Origin of the sequence: Hyphobacterium vulgare (genome assembly GCF_042643335.1) — a bacterium.
GTDB lineage: Bacteria > Pseudomonadota > Alphaproteobacteria > Caulobacterales > Maricaulaceae > Hyphobacterium > Hyphobacterium vulgare.
Map to the genome: position 1 here is coordinate 90,688 of NZ_JBHRSV010000028.1, position 16,027 is coordinate 106,714.

Annotated in this window: 14 protein-coding genes; 10 read left to right on the forward strand and 4 right to left on the reverse strand. The window is 66.4% G+C overall.

All coding sequences use genetic code 11. From position 1 onward, the window contains the following. From murB to ligA, 9 genes are all read left to right on the forward strand, one after another. Positions 1-933, forward strand: a complete 933-nt coding sequence (gene murB, locus ACFOOR_RS12805; protein WP_343162978.1) for a UDP-N-acetylmuramate dehydrogenase — start codon at positions 1-3, stop codon at positions 931-933. Further along, positions 930-1,844 (forward strand): D-alanine--D-alanine ligase, encoded by a 915-nt coding sequence (locus tag ACFOOR_RS12810; RefSeq protein WP_343162979.1) that lies wholly within the window; start codon positions 930-932, stop codon positions 1,842-1,844. Before murB ends, ACFOOR_RS12810 begins: the two co-directional genes overlap by 4 nt. Continuing rightward, the gene (locus tag ACFOOR_RS12815) at positions 1,832-2,734 is read left to right on the forward strand and encodes a cell division protein FtsQ/DivIB (protein ID WP_343162980.1); all 903 of its coding nucleotides are present in this window, start codon (positions 1,832-1,834) and stop codon (positions 2,732-2,734) included. Before ACFOOR_RS12810 ends, ACFOOR_RS12815 begins: the two co-directional genes overlap by 13 nt. Next, positions 2,731-4,047: a cell division protein FtsA gene (gene ftsA / locus ACFOOR_RS12820; protein ID WP_343162981.1), complete on the forward strand. Its 1,317-nt coding sequence runs from the start codon at positions 2,731-2,733 to the stop codon at positions 4,045-4,047. The genes ACFOOR_RS12815 and ftsA overlap by 4 nt, the downstream gene beginning before the upstream one ends. Before the next feature lie 114 nt (positions 4,048-4,161). Further along, positions 4,162-5,664 (forward strand): cell division protein FtsZ, encoded by a 1,503-nt coding sequence (gene ftsZ, locus ACFOOR_RS12825; RefSeq protein ID WP_343162982.1) that lies wholly within the window; start codon positions 4,162-4,164, stop codon positions 5,662-5,664. A 133-nt stretch (positions 5,665-5,797) separates the two neighbouring features. Next, positions 5,798-6,694 (forward strand): UDP-3-O-acyl-N-acetylglucosamine deacetylase, encoded by an 897-nt coding sequence (gene lpxC / locus ACFOOR_RS12830; RefSeq protein WP_343162983.1) that lies wholly within the window; start codon positions 5,798-5,800, stop codon positions 6,692-6,694. 108 nt (positions 6,695-6,802) lie between these two features. Continuing rightward, positions 6,803-7,636 (forward strand): outer membrane protein assembly factor BamD, encoded by an 834-nt coding sequence (locus tag ACFOOR_RS12835; RefSeq protein WP_343162984.1) that lies wholly within the window; start codon positions 6,803-6,805, stop codon positions 7,634-7,636. A gap of 21 nt (positions 7,637-7,657) precedes the next feature. Then, the gene (gene recN / locus ACFOOR_RS12840; protein WP_343162985.1) at positions 7,658-9,361 is read left to right on the forward strand and encodes a DNA repair protein RecN; all 1,704 of its coding nucleotides are present in this window, start codon (positions 7,658-7,660) and stop codon (positions 9,359-9,361) included. Beyond that, a complete protein-coding gene (ligA, locus tag ACFOOR_RS12845; RefSeq protein WP_343162986.1) occupies positions 9,358-11,463 on the forward strand; it encodes an NAD-dependent DNA ligase LigA in 2,106 nt (701 codons plus the stop codon). The genes recN and ligA overlap by 4 nt, the downstream gene beginning before the upstream one ends. 75 nt (positions 11,464-11,538) lie before the next feature. Here ligA and ACFOOR_RS12850 read toward each other — a convergent pair whose 3' ends face one another. Both ACFOOR_RS12850 and ACFOOR_RS12855 read right to left on the reverse strand, forming a co-directional pair. Beyond that, positions 11,539-12,117, reverse strand: coding sequence for a hypothetical protein (locus ACFOOR_RS12850; RefSeq protein ID WP_343162987.1), 579 nt, complete (start codon positions 12,115-12,117; stop codon positions 11,539-11,541). After that, on the reverse strand, positions 12,081-13,910 hold the full coding sequence (locus tag ACFOOR_RS12855) for an aminopeptidase P family protein (RefSeq protein ID WP_343162988.1): 1,830 nt from the start codon (positions 13,908-13,910) through the stop codon (positions 12,081-12,083). The genes ACFOOR_RS12850 and ACFOOR_RS12855 overlap by 37 nt, the downstream gene beginning before the upstream one ends. Before the next feature lie 144 nt (positions 13,911-14,054). On the opposite strand from ACFOOR_RS12855, the gene ACFOOR_RS12860 reads away from it, so the two are divergent. After that, on the forward strand, positions 14,055-14,213 hold the full coding sequence (locus ACFOOR_RS12860; protein WP_343162989.1) for a hypothetical protein: 159 nt from the start codon (positions 14,055-14,057) through the stop codon (positions 14,211-14,213). Positions 14,214-14,305: 92 nt separating this feature from the next. On the opposite strand, the gene ACFOOR_RS12865 is transcribed toward ACFOOR_RS12860, so the two are convergent. Further along, positions 14,306-15,169, reverse strand: coding sequence for a 50S ribosomal protein L11 methyltransferase (locus tag ACFOOR_RS12865; RefSeq protein ID WP_343162990.1), 864 nt, complete (start codon positions 15,167-15,169; stop codon positions 14,306-14,308). Positions 15,170-15,292: 123 nt separating this feature from the next. Continuing rightward, complete coding sequence (locus ACFOOR_RS12870; RefSeq protein ID WP_343162991.1) at positions 15,293-15,919, reverse strand: hypothetical protein; 627 nt, start codon at positions 15,917-15,919, stop codon at positions 15,293-15,295. Positions 15,920-16,027: the final 108 nt, after the last annotated feature.

Below are 16,027 nucleotides of genomic sequence, written 5' to 3' on the forward strand. Positions count from 1 at the left end.
ATGACCTGGCCGTCCCTCATCAGCTGCCTGCCGCAGGTGCGCGGCAAATATGTCGAGAACGCCCCGCTGGCCGATGTGACCTGGCTGCGGGTCGGCGGTCCGGCGCAAGTACTCTACCTGCCGGCCGACGAGGCCGATCTCGCGCGCTTCCTGGCCGAAACCCCCGAGGAAATTCCCGTCACCATTCTCGGCGCCGGGTCGAACACGCTGGTGCGTGATGGCGGCGTGCCGGGGGTGACGGTGCGCCTGACCGCACCGTTTGGGCGGGTCACCGCGGAGGACGGCGCGCGCGTTCGCGCCGGGGCTGCCGCACTCGACAAGAAGGTAGCCCAGACCGCCGCGAAGGCGGGTATCGGTGGCCTTGAGTTCTTCGTGGGCGTGCCCGGACTGATTGGCGGCGCGCTGCGCATGAATGCCGGCTGCTATGACCGCGAGACGAAGGACGTGCTGATCGAGGCCGCCGCGCTGGACCGGCTCGGCCGCCGCATCGTCGTGAAGGCGGATGAACTCGGCTACGCCTATCGCCACAGCGAGGCGCCGGACGACTGGATCTTCGTCGAGGCGCTGTTTCAGGGCGCGCCGGATGTGCCCGAGGCCGTCACCGCGCGCATGGACGTGATCACCGCCCGCCGGGAAGCGACCCAGCCGATCCGGGAAAAGACATCCGGCTCGACCTTCCGCAATCCCGATCCGCCGGGCACGCCGGACCAGCGCAAGGCGTGGAAGCTGATCGACGCGGCCGGCTGGCGCGGCAAGCGCATCGGCGGCGCGCGCTTCTCCGAGATGCACGCCAATTTCCTGATCAATGACGGCACGGCGACCGCCGCCGACCTTGAAGCCGTGGTCGAGGGCGCGCGCGCCGACATTCTTGCGGCGACCGGCATCGACCTCGAATGGGAGGTCAAACGCATCGGGGTGGAGACAAAGACATGACAAAGCGCATCGCGGTTCTTCTGGGCGGCATGTCCGCCGAACGTCCGGTCTCGCTCGTTTCAGGCAAGGCCTGCGCCGACGCGCTGCGCCGCAAGGGCTGGGACGTGGCCGAGATCGACCCGACGCGCGAACTGGCCCGCCAGCTGGCCGAGGCCGCGCCGGACGTCGTCTTCAACGCGCTCCATGGTGAATGGGGCGAGGACGGCAAGGTCCAGGGCATTCTCGAACACTATGGCGCGCCCTACACGCATTCCGGCGTGCTGGCCTCGGCGCTCGCCATGGACAAGCAGCGCGCCAAGGCGGTGTTCGAACGCTTTGGTGTTCCGTGCCCGGAAGGAAAGTTGGTCGACCGTTTCGAGGCCGCCCGCGAACACGCCATGAAGCCGCCTTACGTGGCGAAACCGAACGCGCAGGGATCCTCGGTCGGGGTCTTCATTGTGCTGGAAGGCGCCAACCGTCCGCCTGCGGACCTTGGCGCGACGGACTGGGAACTCGGCAGCGAGATCCTGATCGAGCGATTCATCCCCGGCCGCGAACTGACGGTTGCGGTTCAGGGCGACAGCGCGCTCGGCGTCACCGAAATCATTCCGCGCACGGCGTTTTACGACTACGAAGCCAAATACGCCGCCGGCGGATCGCGCCACGTCATCCCCGCGGAAATCCCCGACGCTGTTGCCGAAGAGGCGAAGCGCCTGGCCCTCCTGGCCCACGAAGCGCTCGGCTGCCGCGGCGTCACACGCAGCGATTTCCGCTGGGACGAACAGGGCGATGGCCAGTTGTGGTTACTCGAAATTAACACCCAGCCGGGCATGACTCCGACTTCCCTCGCCCCGGAACAGGCGGCGTGGAACGGGATCGCGTTTGACGATTTCGTTCAGTGGATGGCGGAGGATGCGACATGTCCCAGGTGAGACGTGCGGGGAAGGCCCGAAAGGCCACCCGTCGCACGACTGGCCGAAAGACGATCGCCGCGGGGTCCGCTCCGCGGCGTTTGCGTAACTGGGCCGAAGCCCAGGTGCGCGGCGCGCGTTACAGCGCGGTCAATGCCGCACGCCTCGGAGCCGGCATCGCCGTTTTCGCCTTCTCCGGATTTGTCCTCTTCATCATCCTGACGGGTCAGCTGTCATCGATCACCGACGGTGTCGCGACGGCGGCGCAGAACCGGCTGGCTTCGCTCGGCTTCGCCATCCGGAACATCGACGTGACCGGTGTCGAGGAAGACCGCGTGGCCGCCATCGCCGAAGCGACCGGCGCGCGCGACGGCCAGCCCGCCTTCGCCTTCGATCCCGCCGAGGCCCGCGACAATGTCGTGGCGATCTCCTGGGTGCGCGACGCGCAGGTTGCCCGGCTCTGGCCCGACCGAGTGGCGGTTGTCGTGGAGACCCGTACGCCCTTCGCGCTGTGGCAGATGAATGGCCGCTTCCACCTGATCGACCGCGACGGCGTGGTTCTGGAAGAGGTCGAGGCCGGTTCGCATCCCGAATTGCCGCTGGTCGTTGATGCCGGTGCGCCCGAGGCTGCGGCCGAAATCCTCGACATCCTCGCCCATTATCCTGAAATCTCCCGGCGCACGGTCGCCGTGGTCCGCGTCGGCTCGCGGCGCTGGAATCTCCGTCTCGACACCGGGGCCGACGTGAAACTGCCGGAACAGGAGGCGGGCGCCGCCCTTGCCCTCCTGTCCGCGATGCAGTCGGAACGCGGCGTCCTTCGTCTCGACGCCGAGGTCATCGATTTGCGCCAGCCCGGGGAAATGATCGTTCGCGCCCTGCCGGAACGCATGGGGGGAGAACGCGACGCATGAGTGTGTTCTGGCCCTTCGGAAGCGATCGCAAGACGGCCCAGTCGCCGCAGCGCCCGGCGATCTGCGCCGCAATCGACCTCGGCTCGTCGAAGATTGCGTGCTTCATCTCGAAGACCGAGGAAACGGCCACCGGTCCCCGTCCGCGGGTCATCGGCGTCGGGCATCTGCCGGCGCGCGGCATGCGCGGCGGCGCCATCATCGACCTCGACACGGCGCGCGACACGATCCGCGACGCGGTTCAGCGCGCCGAGAAAATGGCCGGTCACGCCGTGTCTATGGCCACGGTGACGCTGACCGCCGGTCAGATCCGGTCCGCACGCATCCGGGCGGAGGCGACCCTGTCGGGCCGCGAGGTTGGCGACCGCGATCTCAAGCGCCTGCTCGACGCGGCGATCGCCGAGGCGGACGCCGCTGATCGCGTTATCCTGCACGCCTTCCCGATCGGCTGGAGTGTTGATGAAAGCCGCGGCGTCCGCGATCCGCGCGGCATGTTCGGCCGCAAACTGGGCGTGACGGTCCACGTCATCACCGCGGCAGCCGGGCCGTTGCGCAATCTCCTTCACTGCATCCAGGCCTGTCATCTTGATCTCAAGAGTGTCGTGGTCACACCCTATGCGTCCGGCCTGGCCGCGCTGACCGATGACGAGATCGAACTGGGCGCGACCCTGATCGACATGGGCGCGGGCACGACCAGCGCGGCCGTGTTCGACAACGGGGCCCTGATTCATGTCGATACCGTTCCGGTCGGCGGCGCGCACGTGACCAATGATGTGGCGCGGGGCCTGTCGACGCCGCTGGCCGCCGCCGAACGCATCAAGATCCTCTACGGCTCGGCACTCGACAGCCCGGACGACGATCGCGAGATGATCGAAGTCCCGCCGCTCGAAGGCGCCAGCGACCGCATGGGTTCCGCACCGCGCTCCCTGTTGAACGCGATCATTCGTCCGCGTCTCGACGAGACATTCGAGATGATCCGCGACCGGCTGAAGGAAGCCGGTGCCCACGGCCACCGCGATCATCAGCTCATTCTCACCGGCGGGGCGGCTCAACTGCCCGGCGCCGAGGAAGTGGCCAGCCGCGTCTTCGGCCGCCGCGCGCGCCTGTCGCGTCCGCACGGCGTGGCCGGTTTGGGCGATGCCGTATCCGGTCCGGCGTTTGCAGCCGCATCCGGCATCATCCTGCGGGAAACCCGCGGCGCGGCGGAAGCGATTGCAGGACCGCCCCGCGTGGCGGGATCGGTTCGCGTCACGCGTCCGGCGCCGGCCGAGTCCGGACCGCGCGCCATCCTGCGCTGGTTCGCCGAGTCCTTCTGACAGCAGCGAAATTCGCAGAGAATCCTGTGGATTTAACTCGCGATTAAGCCGCGGGGCCAAGATTAACACGGAGAATCGCTGTTAACCTTTAGGCTTCGTGTACGGAGCGCCCATATGGCCCTGAACCTGTCGGTACCCGAATCAACTGAACTTCGCCCCCGCATCCTCGTCTTTGGCGTGGGCGGAGCCGGCGGAAACGCGGTCAACAACATGATCGACGCCTCGCTCGAGGGGGTCGATTTTGCTGTCGCCAATACCGACGCGCAGGCGCTGACGCGCTCCAAGGCGCAGCGGAAGATCCAGCTGGGGGCCTCGATCACCGAGGGCCTCGGCGCAGGCGCCCGGCCGGAGATCGGCGAGCAGGCGGCCGAGGACTCGCTGCCGGAAATCATGGAACAGCTCGCCGGCGCCCACATGGTGTTCATCACCGCGGGCATGGGCGGCGGCACCGGCACCGGCGCGGCACCCGTCGTGGCGCGCGCCGCGCGCGAGCAGGGCATCCTGACCGTCGGCGTGATCACCAAGCCCTTCCACTTCGAGGGCTCGCGCCGGATGAAGATCGCCGAAAGCGGCATCGAGGCGCTTCAGGGCAATGTCGACACGCTGATCATCATTCCGAACCAGAATTTGTTCCGCATCGCGACGGAGAAGACGACCTTCGCCGAGGCCTTCGGCATGGCCGACCAGGTCCTGCATTCCGGCGTTCGCGGCATCACCGACCTGATGGTCATGCCCGGACTGATCAATCTCGACTTCGCCGACGTCCGCGCCGTGATGAGCGAGATGGGCAAGGCGATGATGGGGACCGGGGAAGCGTCCGGCGAGAAGCGCGCCATCGAGGCCGCGCATGCCGCCATCGCCAACCCGCTGCTCGACGACGTTTCGATGAAGGGCGCAACCGGCGTGCTCATCAACATCACCGGCGGCTATGACATGACGCTGTACGAAGTCGACGAGGCGGCGAACGAGATCCGTTCCGAAGTCGACCCGGAAGCCAACATCATCGTCGGCTCCACCTTTGACGAGAACATGGAAGGCATGATGCGCGTCTCGGTCGTCGCGACCGGGATCGACGCCGAGGCCGAGGTCCAGGACCCGCGCCAGATCCGCCGCCCGATCCAGACCGAAGCCCGTGCGCCCGTGCGCCAGCCGGTTCGCGAACCGCTGGTTCGCCGCGCCCATGACGAGCGTCCGGCCGCGCCGATCCATCAGCCTGAGCGTCCCGCCGAACCGGTGATGATGCCGGAAGCGATTTCCGAACCGTCCAATGTCCGGCCGGAACCCATCGAAGCGGAGATCGAGGACGATCACGATCCCTTCGTCACGGACGAGCGTCCGCAGGTTGTCCGCGACCAGGAACGCATCGCGGCCGAGGCCCGCAACTTCGTTTCTGCGCCGCCGCGTGCCCGCGAGCCGGAGCCCGAAGCGCAGTCCGAAGAGCGGGGCGGCTTCTCCCTGTTCGGTCGCCGCAAGCGCCCGATGGCTCCCGTCCCGAAAACCGCTCCGACCCGCGCCGAGGACGTGACGCATCGTCCCGCTTCCGGCGACCTGTTCGGCGAAACCGGCGACGAGGGCGATCTGGAGATCCCGGCCTTCTTGCGCCGTCAGGCCAACTAACTGAAAACGCTGGGTTTTTCGCGTAACAAAGCGCAACAAAGCTTTAATTGCGGGATGACAACGCGCCGCTAGGGTGCCCTGATCCGGGAGTAAGCGCTTCCGGTTCCTTGGGGCTCCTGGCGGTGTGTTGCGTATGAACCGGCAAACTTTGGCATCTGCGGCGGTGTGTTCCGGAATCGGTCTTCATTCCGGCGAGCGCGTACGCCTCGTCCTGAAGCCGGCCGCGCCGGGCACCGGCATCGTGTTTGAACGCACCGACCTCGAAACCGCGGACAATCGCGTCGAAGCCAGGGCGACCAACGTCACGACCGTTCGCCTCGGCACGACGATCGCCAACGAGGCCGGCGTTTCGGTCGCCACCGTCGAACACCTGATGGCGGCGCTCGCCGCGCTCGGTGTCGACGACGCGCTGATCGAGATCGATGGCCCGGAAGTGCCGATCGTCGACGGTTCGTCGGCGCCCTTCGTGGATCTGATCGCGCAGGTCGGGTTGAAGGCCTCGGCCATGCCGCGCCGCGCCATTCGCGTGCTGAAGGCCGTGTCCGCGGAATTCCAGGGCCGCACGGCGACCTTCATGCCGTCGCTGCGCCCGGTCATCGACGTCGAGATCGACTTTCCACACCCCTCGGTCGGCCGTCAGCGTTATGCGTTCGACATCTCCGCCGAGACCTTTTCCGGTGAAGTGGCATCCGCACGCACCTTCGGGTTCAAGCGCGACGTCGAGGCCCTGCGTGCCGCCGGTCTCGCGCGGGGCGGTTCGATGGACAATGCCGTCGTCCTCGACGAAAGCGGCATTCTCAACGAGGAAGGCCTGCGCTTCGCCGACGAGTTCGCGCGGCACAAGGCGCTCGACGCGCTCGGCGATCTGGCCCTGGCGGGCGCGCCGATCCTGGGCCGCTACCAGGCAAGCCAGCCCGGCCATGCGCTGAACAATGTCGCGGTGCGCGCGCTTCTGGCCGATGAAACCGCGTGGAAGATGGTCACGCTTTCGGAGGCCCTTGCGCCCCAGGCTGCCGCTGCGCGTTCCTGAACGCAGGCAAACGCTTTCGCGTCGCGATTCCATACGCTACAACGCTGACCCGGACGCGGCGCCGCCGCATCTCTGAGATTCGCGCAAATCCTTCAAGAGGAAGCGTTTATGAAGTTCGCGACGCGTCTTGTCCTTATCGCCCTCATTCCCCTGATCGTGGTGTCCTGCCAGCGCGATCGTCCGCGCGCGGCGGTCTATGTCGAACGTCCTGCGGAAGGAATTTACGGTGAGGCTGTCGATCTCATGGATCGCCGCCGCTACACCGAAGCGGCCGAGCAATTCGACGAGGTCGAGCGTCAGCACCCCTATTCCGAATGGGCCCGGCGCGCCATGCTGATGGCGGCCTATGCGAACTATCAGGCCAATAATTACGAAGCCGCGATTTCCGACGCGGAGCGCTTCCTGTCGCTGCATCCCGGCAGCCGCAGCGCACCCTATGCCTACTATCTGATCGCCATCTGCCATTTCGAGCAGATCCGAGATGTTGGCCGCGACCAGGGCACGACCCGCACGGCGCTCGAAGCGCTGGAACAGGTCGTGCGCCGCTATCCGAACAGCCGCTATGCCCAGGACGCGCGGCTGAAGATCGACATGACCCGTGACCACCTGGCGGGCAAGGAGATGGATGTCGGCCGCTATTATCTGCAGCGCGGATTCCATCTCGCCGCGATCAACCGTTTCCGCGACGTGATCGAGAACTATCAGACCACAAGCCACGTGCCGGAAGCCCTGCACCGCCTGGTCGAGTCCTATGTTGCCCTCGGCGTCGACGAGGAAGCGACCCAGGTCGCGGCCGTGCTCGGCTACAACTTCCCGGGCAGCCAGTGGTACGAAGACACCTACCGCCTGATGACGCGTGAAGGCATCGCGATTCCCAACACGGATCTGCGAGAGGAAAACCCCTCCTACCTGCGCCGGGCGCTCGATCGCATCTTCGGTTAGGGCGGGGGCGGCGCGTCGCGCATGCTGCTCTCCCTCTCCATCCGCGATGTGGTGCTGATCGACCGGCTGGAAGCGATTTTCCGTCCGGGTCTGTGTGCCCTGACCGGTGAAACCGGGGCGGGCAAATCCATCCTTCTCGAAGCCCTGGGCCTCGCCGCCGGTGAGCGCGCGGACCGAGGTCTCGTACGCTCCGGCAGCGAGGAGGCGCGCGTCACGGCGACCTTCGACCTGCCCGACGACCATCCTGCCCGCACCGAACTCGACGAGGCCGGGATCACCGTTGAACCCGGCGAACCGGTCATCCTGCGCCGCCGGTTGACGATGGACGGCCGCAGCCAGGCCTGGGTCAACGACCAGCCCGCCAGTGTCGGCCTCCTGAAAGCGCTCGGCGAGTCGCTGGTCGAGGTGCACGGCCAGCATGACGGCCGCGGCCTGATGGACCCGAAGACCCATCGCAGCCTCCTGGACAGCTACGCCCGCAATGACGAAGAGCGGCGCACGGTCCGCGAAGCATGGAGGGCGCTGTGCGAGGCGCGCGACCGGGTCGCATCGCTCGAAGAAGCACAGCGCAATGCCAACTCCGAAGAGGAATGGCTCCGCGCCGCGCTCGAGGAACTCGACCATCTCTCACCGGTCGCCGGAGAGGAACCGGCGCTCGCCGAGGAACGCAAATTCCTGCAGCACGCAGAGAACGCGCTCAGCGAACTGCAGGCCGCCGCCGAGGCGCTGCAGTCCGATGGCGGCCTGTCGGAACGCCTCGGCTCCGCACTGCGCACGCTTGAGCGGGTTTCCGAACAGATCGGCCAGGCCGAGGAAGGCGCCGCGGGCGAAGCCCGCACCGCGCTCCTGCGTGCAACCGGGGCGCTCGACCGGGCGCTGATCGAGTTCGCCGAGGCCGAAGATGCGCTGGCCGATGCCGCCGGAACGTTCGAGGTGGAGCCCGGCCGGCTCAACAAGGTCGAGGAACGTTTGTTCGCGCTGCGCGCCGCCGCGCGAAAGCACAATGTCGCGATCGATGCGCTCGTCCCGCTCAAAGCCGATCTCGCCGACCGGCTCGACGCCATCGAGAATGCCGAAGGATGTCTTGATGAGGCCAGAAAGGCGCTGGCCGCGGCGCAGTCCAGCTACGACCGCGCGGCTGCGGCGCTGACGAAGACGCGGGAAAAGGCCGGCGATGCGCTGGCCAAGGCCATCATGGCCGAGTTGCCGCCACTGAAGCTCGACAAGGCGCGGGTGCGCGTCGCTGTCGAAACCGCCGATGATCTTGCCGGGCCGAATGGCCGCGACCGCGTCCAGTTCGAGATCGCGACCAATCCCGGCGCGCCCTTCGGTGCGCTCGACAGGATTGCGTCCGGCGGCGAGCTGTCGCGGTTCGCCCTGGCGATGAAGGTCTGCCTGTCGGTCGGGGAGGACGGCCTTGTCCTGATCTTCGACGAAGTCGACCAGGGGGTCGGCGGGGCGGTCGCCGATGCGGTTGGCAAACGCCTCTCGGCGCTTGCCAGGACCGGTCAGACCCTTGTCGTCACGCACTCGCCGCAGGTCGCCGCCCGCGCCGATCATCATTGGAAGATCGAGAAGATCGACGACGGCAATGGCGGGGTGCGCACCACGCTGACCGAACTCTCGGGCGCCGAGCGCCGCGAGGAAGTCGCGCGCATGCTCTCGGGCGAGAACGTCACCGACGCCGCCCGGGCTCAGGCCGACCAGCTGATGGGGGTGTCGTGAGCGCTCTGAAGGATGTCGACAGGCTGACCCGGCCCGAAGCCGACGCCGAGCACCAGCGGCTGGTCAAGGAGATCAAGACGCACGACAAGGCGTATTACGGAAAGGACGCGCCAAAGATTTCCGATGCGGCCTATGACGCGCTACGCCAGCGGCTCGAAGCGCTGGAAGCCCGCTTCCCCGATCTCGTCACCGCCGACAGCCCGACCCAGACGATCGGGGCATCGCCGTCCGGCAAGTTCGGTGAGATCAAGCATGCAAAGCCGATGCTCTCGCTCGGTAATGCCTTCACCGACGATGACGTGTCGGATTTCCTGGCCCGCGTCCGCCGTTTCCTCGGTCTGGGTGACGAAGAAGAGCTCAGTGTCACGGCGGAACCGAAGATCGACGGCCTGTCCGCCAGCCTGCGCTACGAGAACGGCAAGCTCGTCGCCGGCGCGACGCGCGGCGATGGCGAGACCGGCGAGGACGTGACGGCCAATCTGCGGACCATCGCGGAAATTCCGCAGACGCTGACCGGAGACGTGCCGGACGTGCTCGAAGTGCGCGGCGAGGTCTATATGAGCCATGCCGACTTCGCGGCGCTCAACGAAGGCCAGCGCGAGGCCGGGAAGCCGGAATACAAGAATCCGCGCAACGCCGCCGCCGGTTCGCTGCGTCAGATTGATCCCGCCATCACCGCGAAACGCCCGCTGCGCTTCTTTGCCTATGCCTGGGGCGAGGTGTCCGAGCCTTTGGCCGGTACGCAATTCGACGCGGTCCAGCGGCTGAAATCGGCGGGCTTCGTCGTCAATGACGACATGATCCGGTCCTCCAGCCACGACGGCCTTCTCGACTATTACCGCAAGCTGGAAACCCGCCGTGCCGATCTCGGCTATGACATCGACGGCGTCGTCTACAAGGTCGACCGCCTCGACTGGCAGGAGCGGCTGGGACAGGTCGCCCGCGCACCGCGCTGGGCCATCGCCCACAAATTCTCGCCGGAGAAGGCGACGACCAGGCTCAACGCCATCGAGATCCAGGTCGGCCGGACGGGTGCGCTGACGCCGGTCGCCAAGCTCGAACCGGTCACGGTTGGCGGTGTCGTCGTGTCGAATGCGACCTTGCACAACGAGGACGAAATCAGGCGCAAGGATGTTCGCGTCGGCGACACAGTGGTGATCCAGCGCGCCGGCGATGTCATCCCGCAGATCGTCGAGGTCGTGAAGGACAAACGCCCTGCGGATTCGCAGCCCTTCGTCTTCCCCTCCGCCTGTCCGGTCTGCGGCAGCGATGCGGTCCGCGAGCACGACGAGAAGACGGGCGAAGCCGACGCCGTCCGCCGCTGCACCGGCGGGCTGATCTGCGCGGCGCAGGCGCGTGAGCGCCTGATCCATTTTGTCTCGCGCAAGGCGTTCGACATCGACGGTCTCGGCGCAAAGCAGATCGAGTTCTTCTTCGAGAAGGGGCTCGTGCGCGAACCGGCCGACATCTTCACCCTGAAGAGGCGCAACGAGGCCGGCGAGATCACCCCGCCGCTACAGGAATGGGAAGGCTTCGGCGAAACCTCGATCGCCAATCTCTTCGCCTCGATCGACCAGCGCCGTTCCATCGGCGCGGAGCGTTTTGTCAACGCGCTCGGCATCCGCCATATCGGCGAAACCAACTCCCGCGTCTTCGCCCGCGCCTATGGCGACTTCGCGTCGCTCCGCGCGACGGCGGAGAAGGCCGTGACTGATGAGGCCGCGCGCGCCGAACTGCTCAACATTGACGGTGTCGGTCCCGCTGCGGTCGAGGCGCTGACCCAGTTCGTCGGCGAGGAACACAATCGCGACGTGCTCGACCACCTGCTCGCGGAAGTGACGGTCGAGGATGCCGCCGCCGTGGCCGCGGACTCGCCGGTCTCGGGCAAGACAGTGGTCTTCACCGGCACGCTCGAAAAGATGACCCGCGACGAAGCGAAGGCGAAAGCGCAGTCGCTTGGCGCCAAGGTGTCCGGCTCGGTCTCGGCCAAGACCGATTATCTCGTCGCCGGACCGGGTGCGGGCTCGAAGCTGAAGAAGGCCCAGGAGGCCGGCGTCACCGTCCTCACCGAGGACGAGTGGTTTGAGCTGATCCGTCAGTAACGTCATTCCCGCGAACGCGGGAATCCAGATGCGTCGAATGATCTGGACTCCCGCGTGCGCGGGAGTGACGGGGGGTTAGTCCCCAACCCTTCGGTAAATCCCGTCGATCCGAAGCGAACCCTCATGTTCGCGCAGATAGGCGGAGAAGGCAGCTTCGAGGGTTTCAAGCTCGTCGATCCGGCACGCGCCTTCCTCGTCGATGACGAGACCGGCCGCCTCCCATCCCGCTTCACTGAGATCGCTGCAGGACGGGATGTGATAGGCGATCACCCCGCCCGCATAGACGAAGAGCAGCCCGTAGCTGTAGATCGGTTCGCCATCCCGGTCCGGCACTTCGGCGACATAGACATTCCCGCCGAGCGAGCGCATGCGCACGCCTTGATGCGGGAAATTTTCCATATTCGCCCGGTAGCGCCGGTCGCGGTGATAGCGGATCTCGCCTTGCCAGGTCGGCGGTGCCCATTCTTCCTGCGTCACCGGATCGACCGGGGCATGCGTGTAGAATCCGGGTTCGATCCCGCGGTCCGCGAAACGCCTCTCGATCAGCGGTTCATCGGCATAGAAACACCCCGCGGCAAAGGCCGCGACCGCCACGATCAACGCGAATTTGACGAGCCTCAGCGCGTGATCGGCGCGGTCGCCGCCTCCAGCCACGCCTTGACCTCGCCTTCGACGAGCGGGGCGATCCTCGCCCCGACGTCGGCGTGATAGGCGTTGAGCCAGTCAAGCTCCCGGTCGGTCATGATCGACGTGTCGACGAGATCGCGGTGGATCGGCGCCAGCGTCAGATTCTCGAAGCCCATCATCGGCCGTTCGCCGCCCGGAACCGGGTCGGGACCGGTCACGAAGATCAAATTCTCGATCCGGATGCCATAGGCGTTCGGCTTGTAATAGCCGGGCTCGTTGGACACGATCATGCCGGGCTTCAACGGCTCGTCGGAAGCGGCCTTGGCGATGCGCTGCGGGCCTTCGTGGACGCCGAGGAAGCTGCCGACGCCGTGGCCGGTGCCATGGTCATAGTCGAGCCCCGCCTGCCACAGCGGCAGGCGCGCCAGCGTATCGAGCTGACCGCCGGTCGTGCCCTTCGGGAAACGCGCCAGCGACAGCGCGATATGACCTTTCAGGACCAGGGTGAAGCGCTCGCGCATTTCCGCCGATGGGTCGCCGATCGGCACCGTTCGGGTCACGTCGGTCGTGCCGTCGGGATACTGACCGCCACTGTCCACGAGATAGAGCGTGCCGCGTTCCAGCTTGCGGTTCGATGCGGTCGAGACGCGGTAGTGCGGCAGCGCACCATTCGGGCCCGCACCGGAAATTGTGTCGAAGGACAGATCCTTCACCTGACCGGACGCCGTGCGGAACTGTTCCAGCTTCACCGCGGCTTCGATCTCGTCGATCGCGCCCGACTGCGCCTCGGTATCGAGCCAGTGCAGGAAGCGCGTCAGGGCGGCACCGTCACGGATATGCGCCTGCTTCGCGCCTTCCAGCTCGGTGTCGTTCTTGATCGCCTTGGGCAGCAGGATCGGGTCGCGGCGGCGCACGATCTTGGCACCGCCCTCGGTCAGCTGGTCGAACACCCAGGCCGATGCCAGACCCGGATCGACGCTGACCGTATGGCCCTTGAGGGCATGCAGCCCGTCGGCGAATTCGTGTTCCGGGCGCAGCGCGACCTCGTTGCCGAGATGCGCGCGCACCTCGTCCGTCACCTTGTCCGGGTTCACGAACAGCGTCGCCGTGCCATCGGACTTGATCAGCGCGGCACCGAGCGCCAGCGGGCTGCGGCGCACATCGCCGCCGCGAATGTTGAACAGCCAGGCAATCGAGGGCGGCGCGGTGATCGCGGCGAACTCCGCCCCGTCCTCGGCGATCGCTTCGCCGACGCGCTTGCGCTTGTCGGCATGGGTTTCCCCGGCGAACTCCATCGGCTGCACGCTCAGCTTCGCGCTCGGAGCGGCGGGGCGGTTTTCCCACGCCTGGTCGATCGGGTTCGTGTCGACAGGCACCAGTTCCGCACCGGCTTTTTCGGCGGCGCGTTTGAAGCGGTCGAGCGTATCAGGGCTGTGCAGCTTCGGGTCATAGCCGATCACGCTGCCCTTTTTCGCGTGCTTCGACAGCCAGACATGAGGCGGCGTTTCGCTGACATCCTCGATCTGGAAGATTTTCGGATCGACTTGTTCGCGGACCTGCACCGTATAGCGGCCATCGGTGAACACACAGGCCTCGTCGCGCAGCACGATCGCCGAACCGGCCGAACCGGTGAAGCCGGTGGCCCAGGCCAGGCGCTCGGCGCAGTCGGGCAGGTATTCGTTGTTGTACTCGTCCTCATGCGGGATCAGGAAACCGTCGAGACCGGCGGTTTCGAGCGCCTTGCGCAGCAGGGGCAGGTGGGCGCGACCGTCTTCCGGTCCGCCCTTCACGTCGAAGGATTGGGGGCTGTAATGGGTCATGGCGCGCAAGCTAGTCCTGCGCCGTGCCGCTTTCAACGCGTGTCCGCAATGTGTGCGAAAAATCGCAAGCCTGTCATGCGAACGCGTCACTACCGGAACCGGTCAACACGGGATTAATCCGCGCCAGCACAACGAGGTCCTCCCATGTCTCCGATCGACGAATTTTTCCGCCTGAATGGCGGCGACGCCTTCAACCACCAGCTCGACCGCTCGCGCCAGCGCGCCGGCATCCGCCGCCGCCCCGGCACGGTCGATGTGAATGCGTTTCTGGAAGCCGCCGGTCTGAAAGGCCGCCGCCGCTAATACCCCACCCCAACCCTCCCCTGAGAGGGGAGGGAGAGAATCGCCTTGCCTATTCCCTCCCCTTGAGGGGAGGGCCAGGGTGGGGTGAATTCCTAGGCGGCCTTCCGCACGACCAGTGTCGCCCAGCCGTCGAGCGGCTCGCGGGCGTCGACGGTGACGCCCTTGTCCTCATAGGCCTTGCGCACCTGTTCCTCCTGCTCAACGAGCAGGCCGGACAGGATGGCGATCCCGCCCGGATTGAGCGCGGCAACGATTTCCGCCGCCAGCAATACCAGCGGCTCGGCGAGGATGTTGGCAAAGATCAGGTCGAATTTCGCTCCGACCAGTTTCACATGGTCGAAGCCTTCCGCGGTGATCGCCTCGATCTCCGGCGTGCCGTTCTTCTGGGCATTGCGGGCCGTCTCGGCGGTTGAATCCGGATCGATGTCGCTGGCGAGAATGCTCGCCTTCGGCAGCACTTTCGCCGCCGCGATGGCCAGCGCCCCGGTCCCGGTCCCGAGATCCAGTACCGTCACTGGATTGAAGCCCTCTTCGAGCAAGGCATCAAACGCGATCAGGCAACCCTTCGTCGTGCCGTGATGACCGGTGCCGAAGGCCGGACCAGCCTCGATCACGATCGCGATCTTGCCCGGCGGCGGTTCGTCATGACTGCCATAGAGGGCGAAGCGCCCGGCCAGGACCGGTGGCAGCCCCCGCTGCGACAGCGCCACCCAGTCCTCTTCCGGCAGGATGATGGCCCGGGCCTCGTACCCATCCTTGAGACCGGTCGCCTCGCGGACGGAGTCCTCGTCCGGCGCAGCATCGAACAGCAATTCCAGACTGCCGGTCGTCTCATGGTCTTCATCGATGATCGACCAGCTGAGCAGGTTCGAAAGCTCGACCTCATCAAGCCGTTCCGCGGCGCGGTAGAGCGGCTCGCTGGGGCCGGTAAAGCTGAGTTTCCAGATCGTGCTCATCGGCGGGCATCCTGCAGCGGCTTTGCGTCCAATGGTCTTCTGCTGCCATTTCCACTCTGGCGCAAATGCAAACGGGCACCCCTCGGGGTGCCCGCCGCGTCCCGCGAACAGGTGCGGGACCGTCTACTCTTCGATTTCCGTATCGTCGTCCGACGGGTCCTCGAAGCTCGTGCAGCGTTCGACCGTCACTTCGGTCGTGTCCATGATCGACAGCGAGCCGTCGTCCTGCAGCGCCAGCGTCATCGTGCGCTGTCCGGTCGACGTGTTGTCCGCGGAACGGCAATCGCCGGTGACCTCGATCTGGCCGGCCCCTTCCTCGATATTGGTCAGGGTGCAGACTTCGCCTTCCGGTGTGGTCACCGAACTGGCTGAAATCGCCCAGGTCTGTGCACTGGCGCACTGGGCTTCGCTGCCCCACACGCCAGCGTAGTCGAGACCGAAATTGGCTTGCTCCGAACCGGAGGCCGCGTCGCCGGCCGGCGTACCGGCCTGCATCAGTTCGTCCTCGACGGCGCCCTCATTGTAGACTGTCCCGCTGTCGAGCTCCTCGCGAAGCGAATCCATCGACTGGGCGCCGCCGGGCGAGGTCACTTCGCGGTTCTCGGTTTCCGGAATGCTTTCGTCCCGGACGTCCTGCGCGAGCGTGGTTTCATCGGTGTCGGTCTCGTCCATCGTGACATCGTCGCCGGGGGAGCATGCGGCGCTCACCAGCGCAAATCCCGAAACGGCAAGCATGAAAGAGCGGGTCATTCGTGTCTCCATGACAGCTGGTTGCCGGAGAAACGCCGTGTCCGGCGGGCCGGTTCCCGCGAATTGATCCGAGTGTCCGGGCGCGCGGCGCGGATTTCGAGATTACCG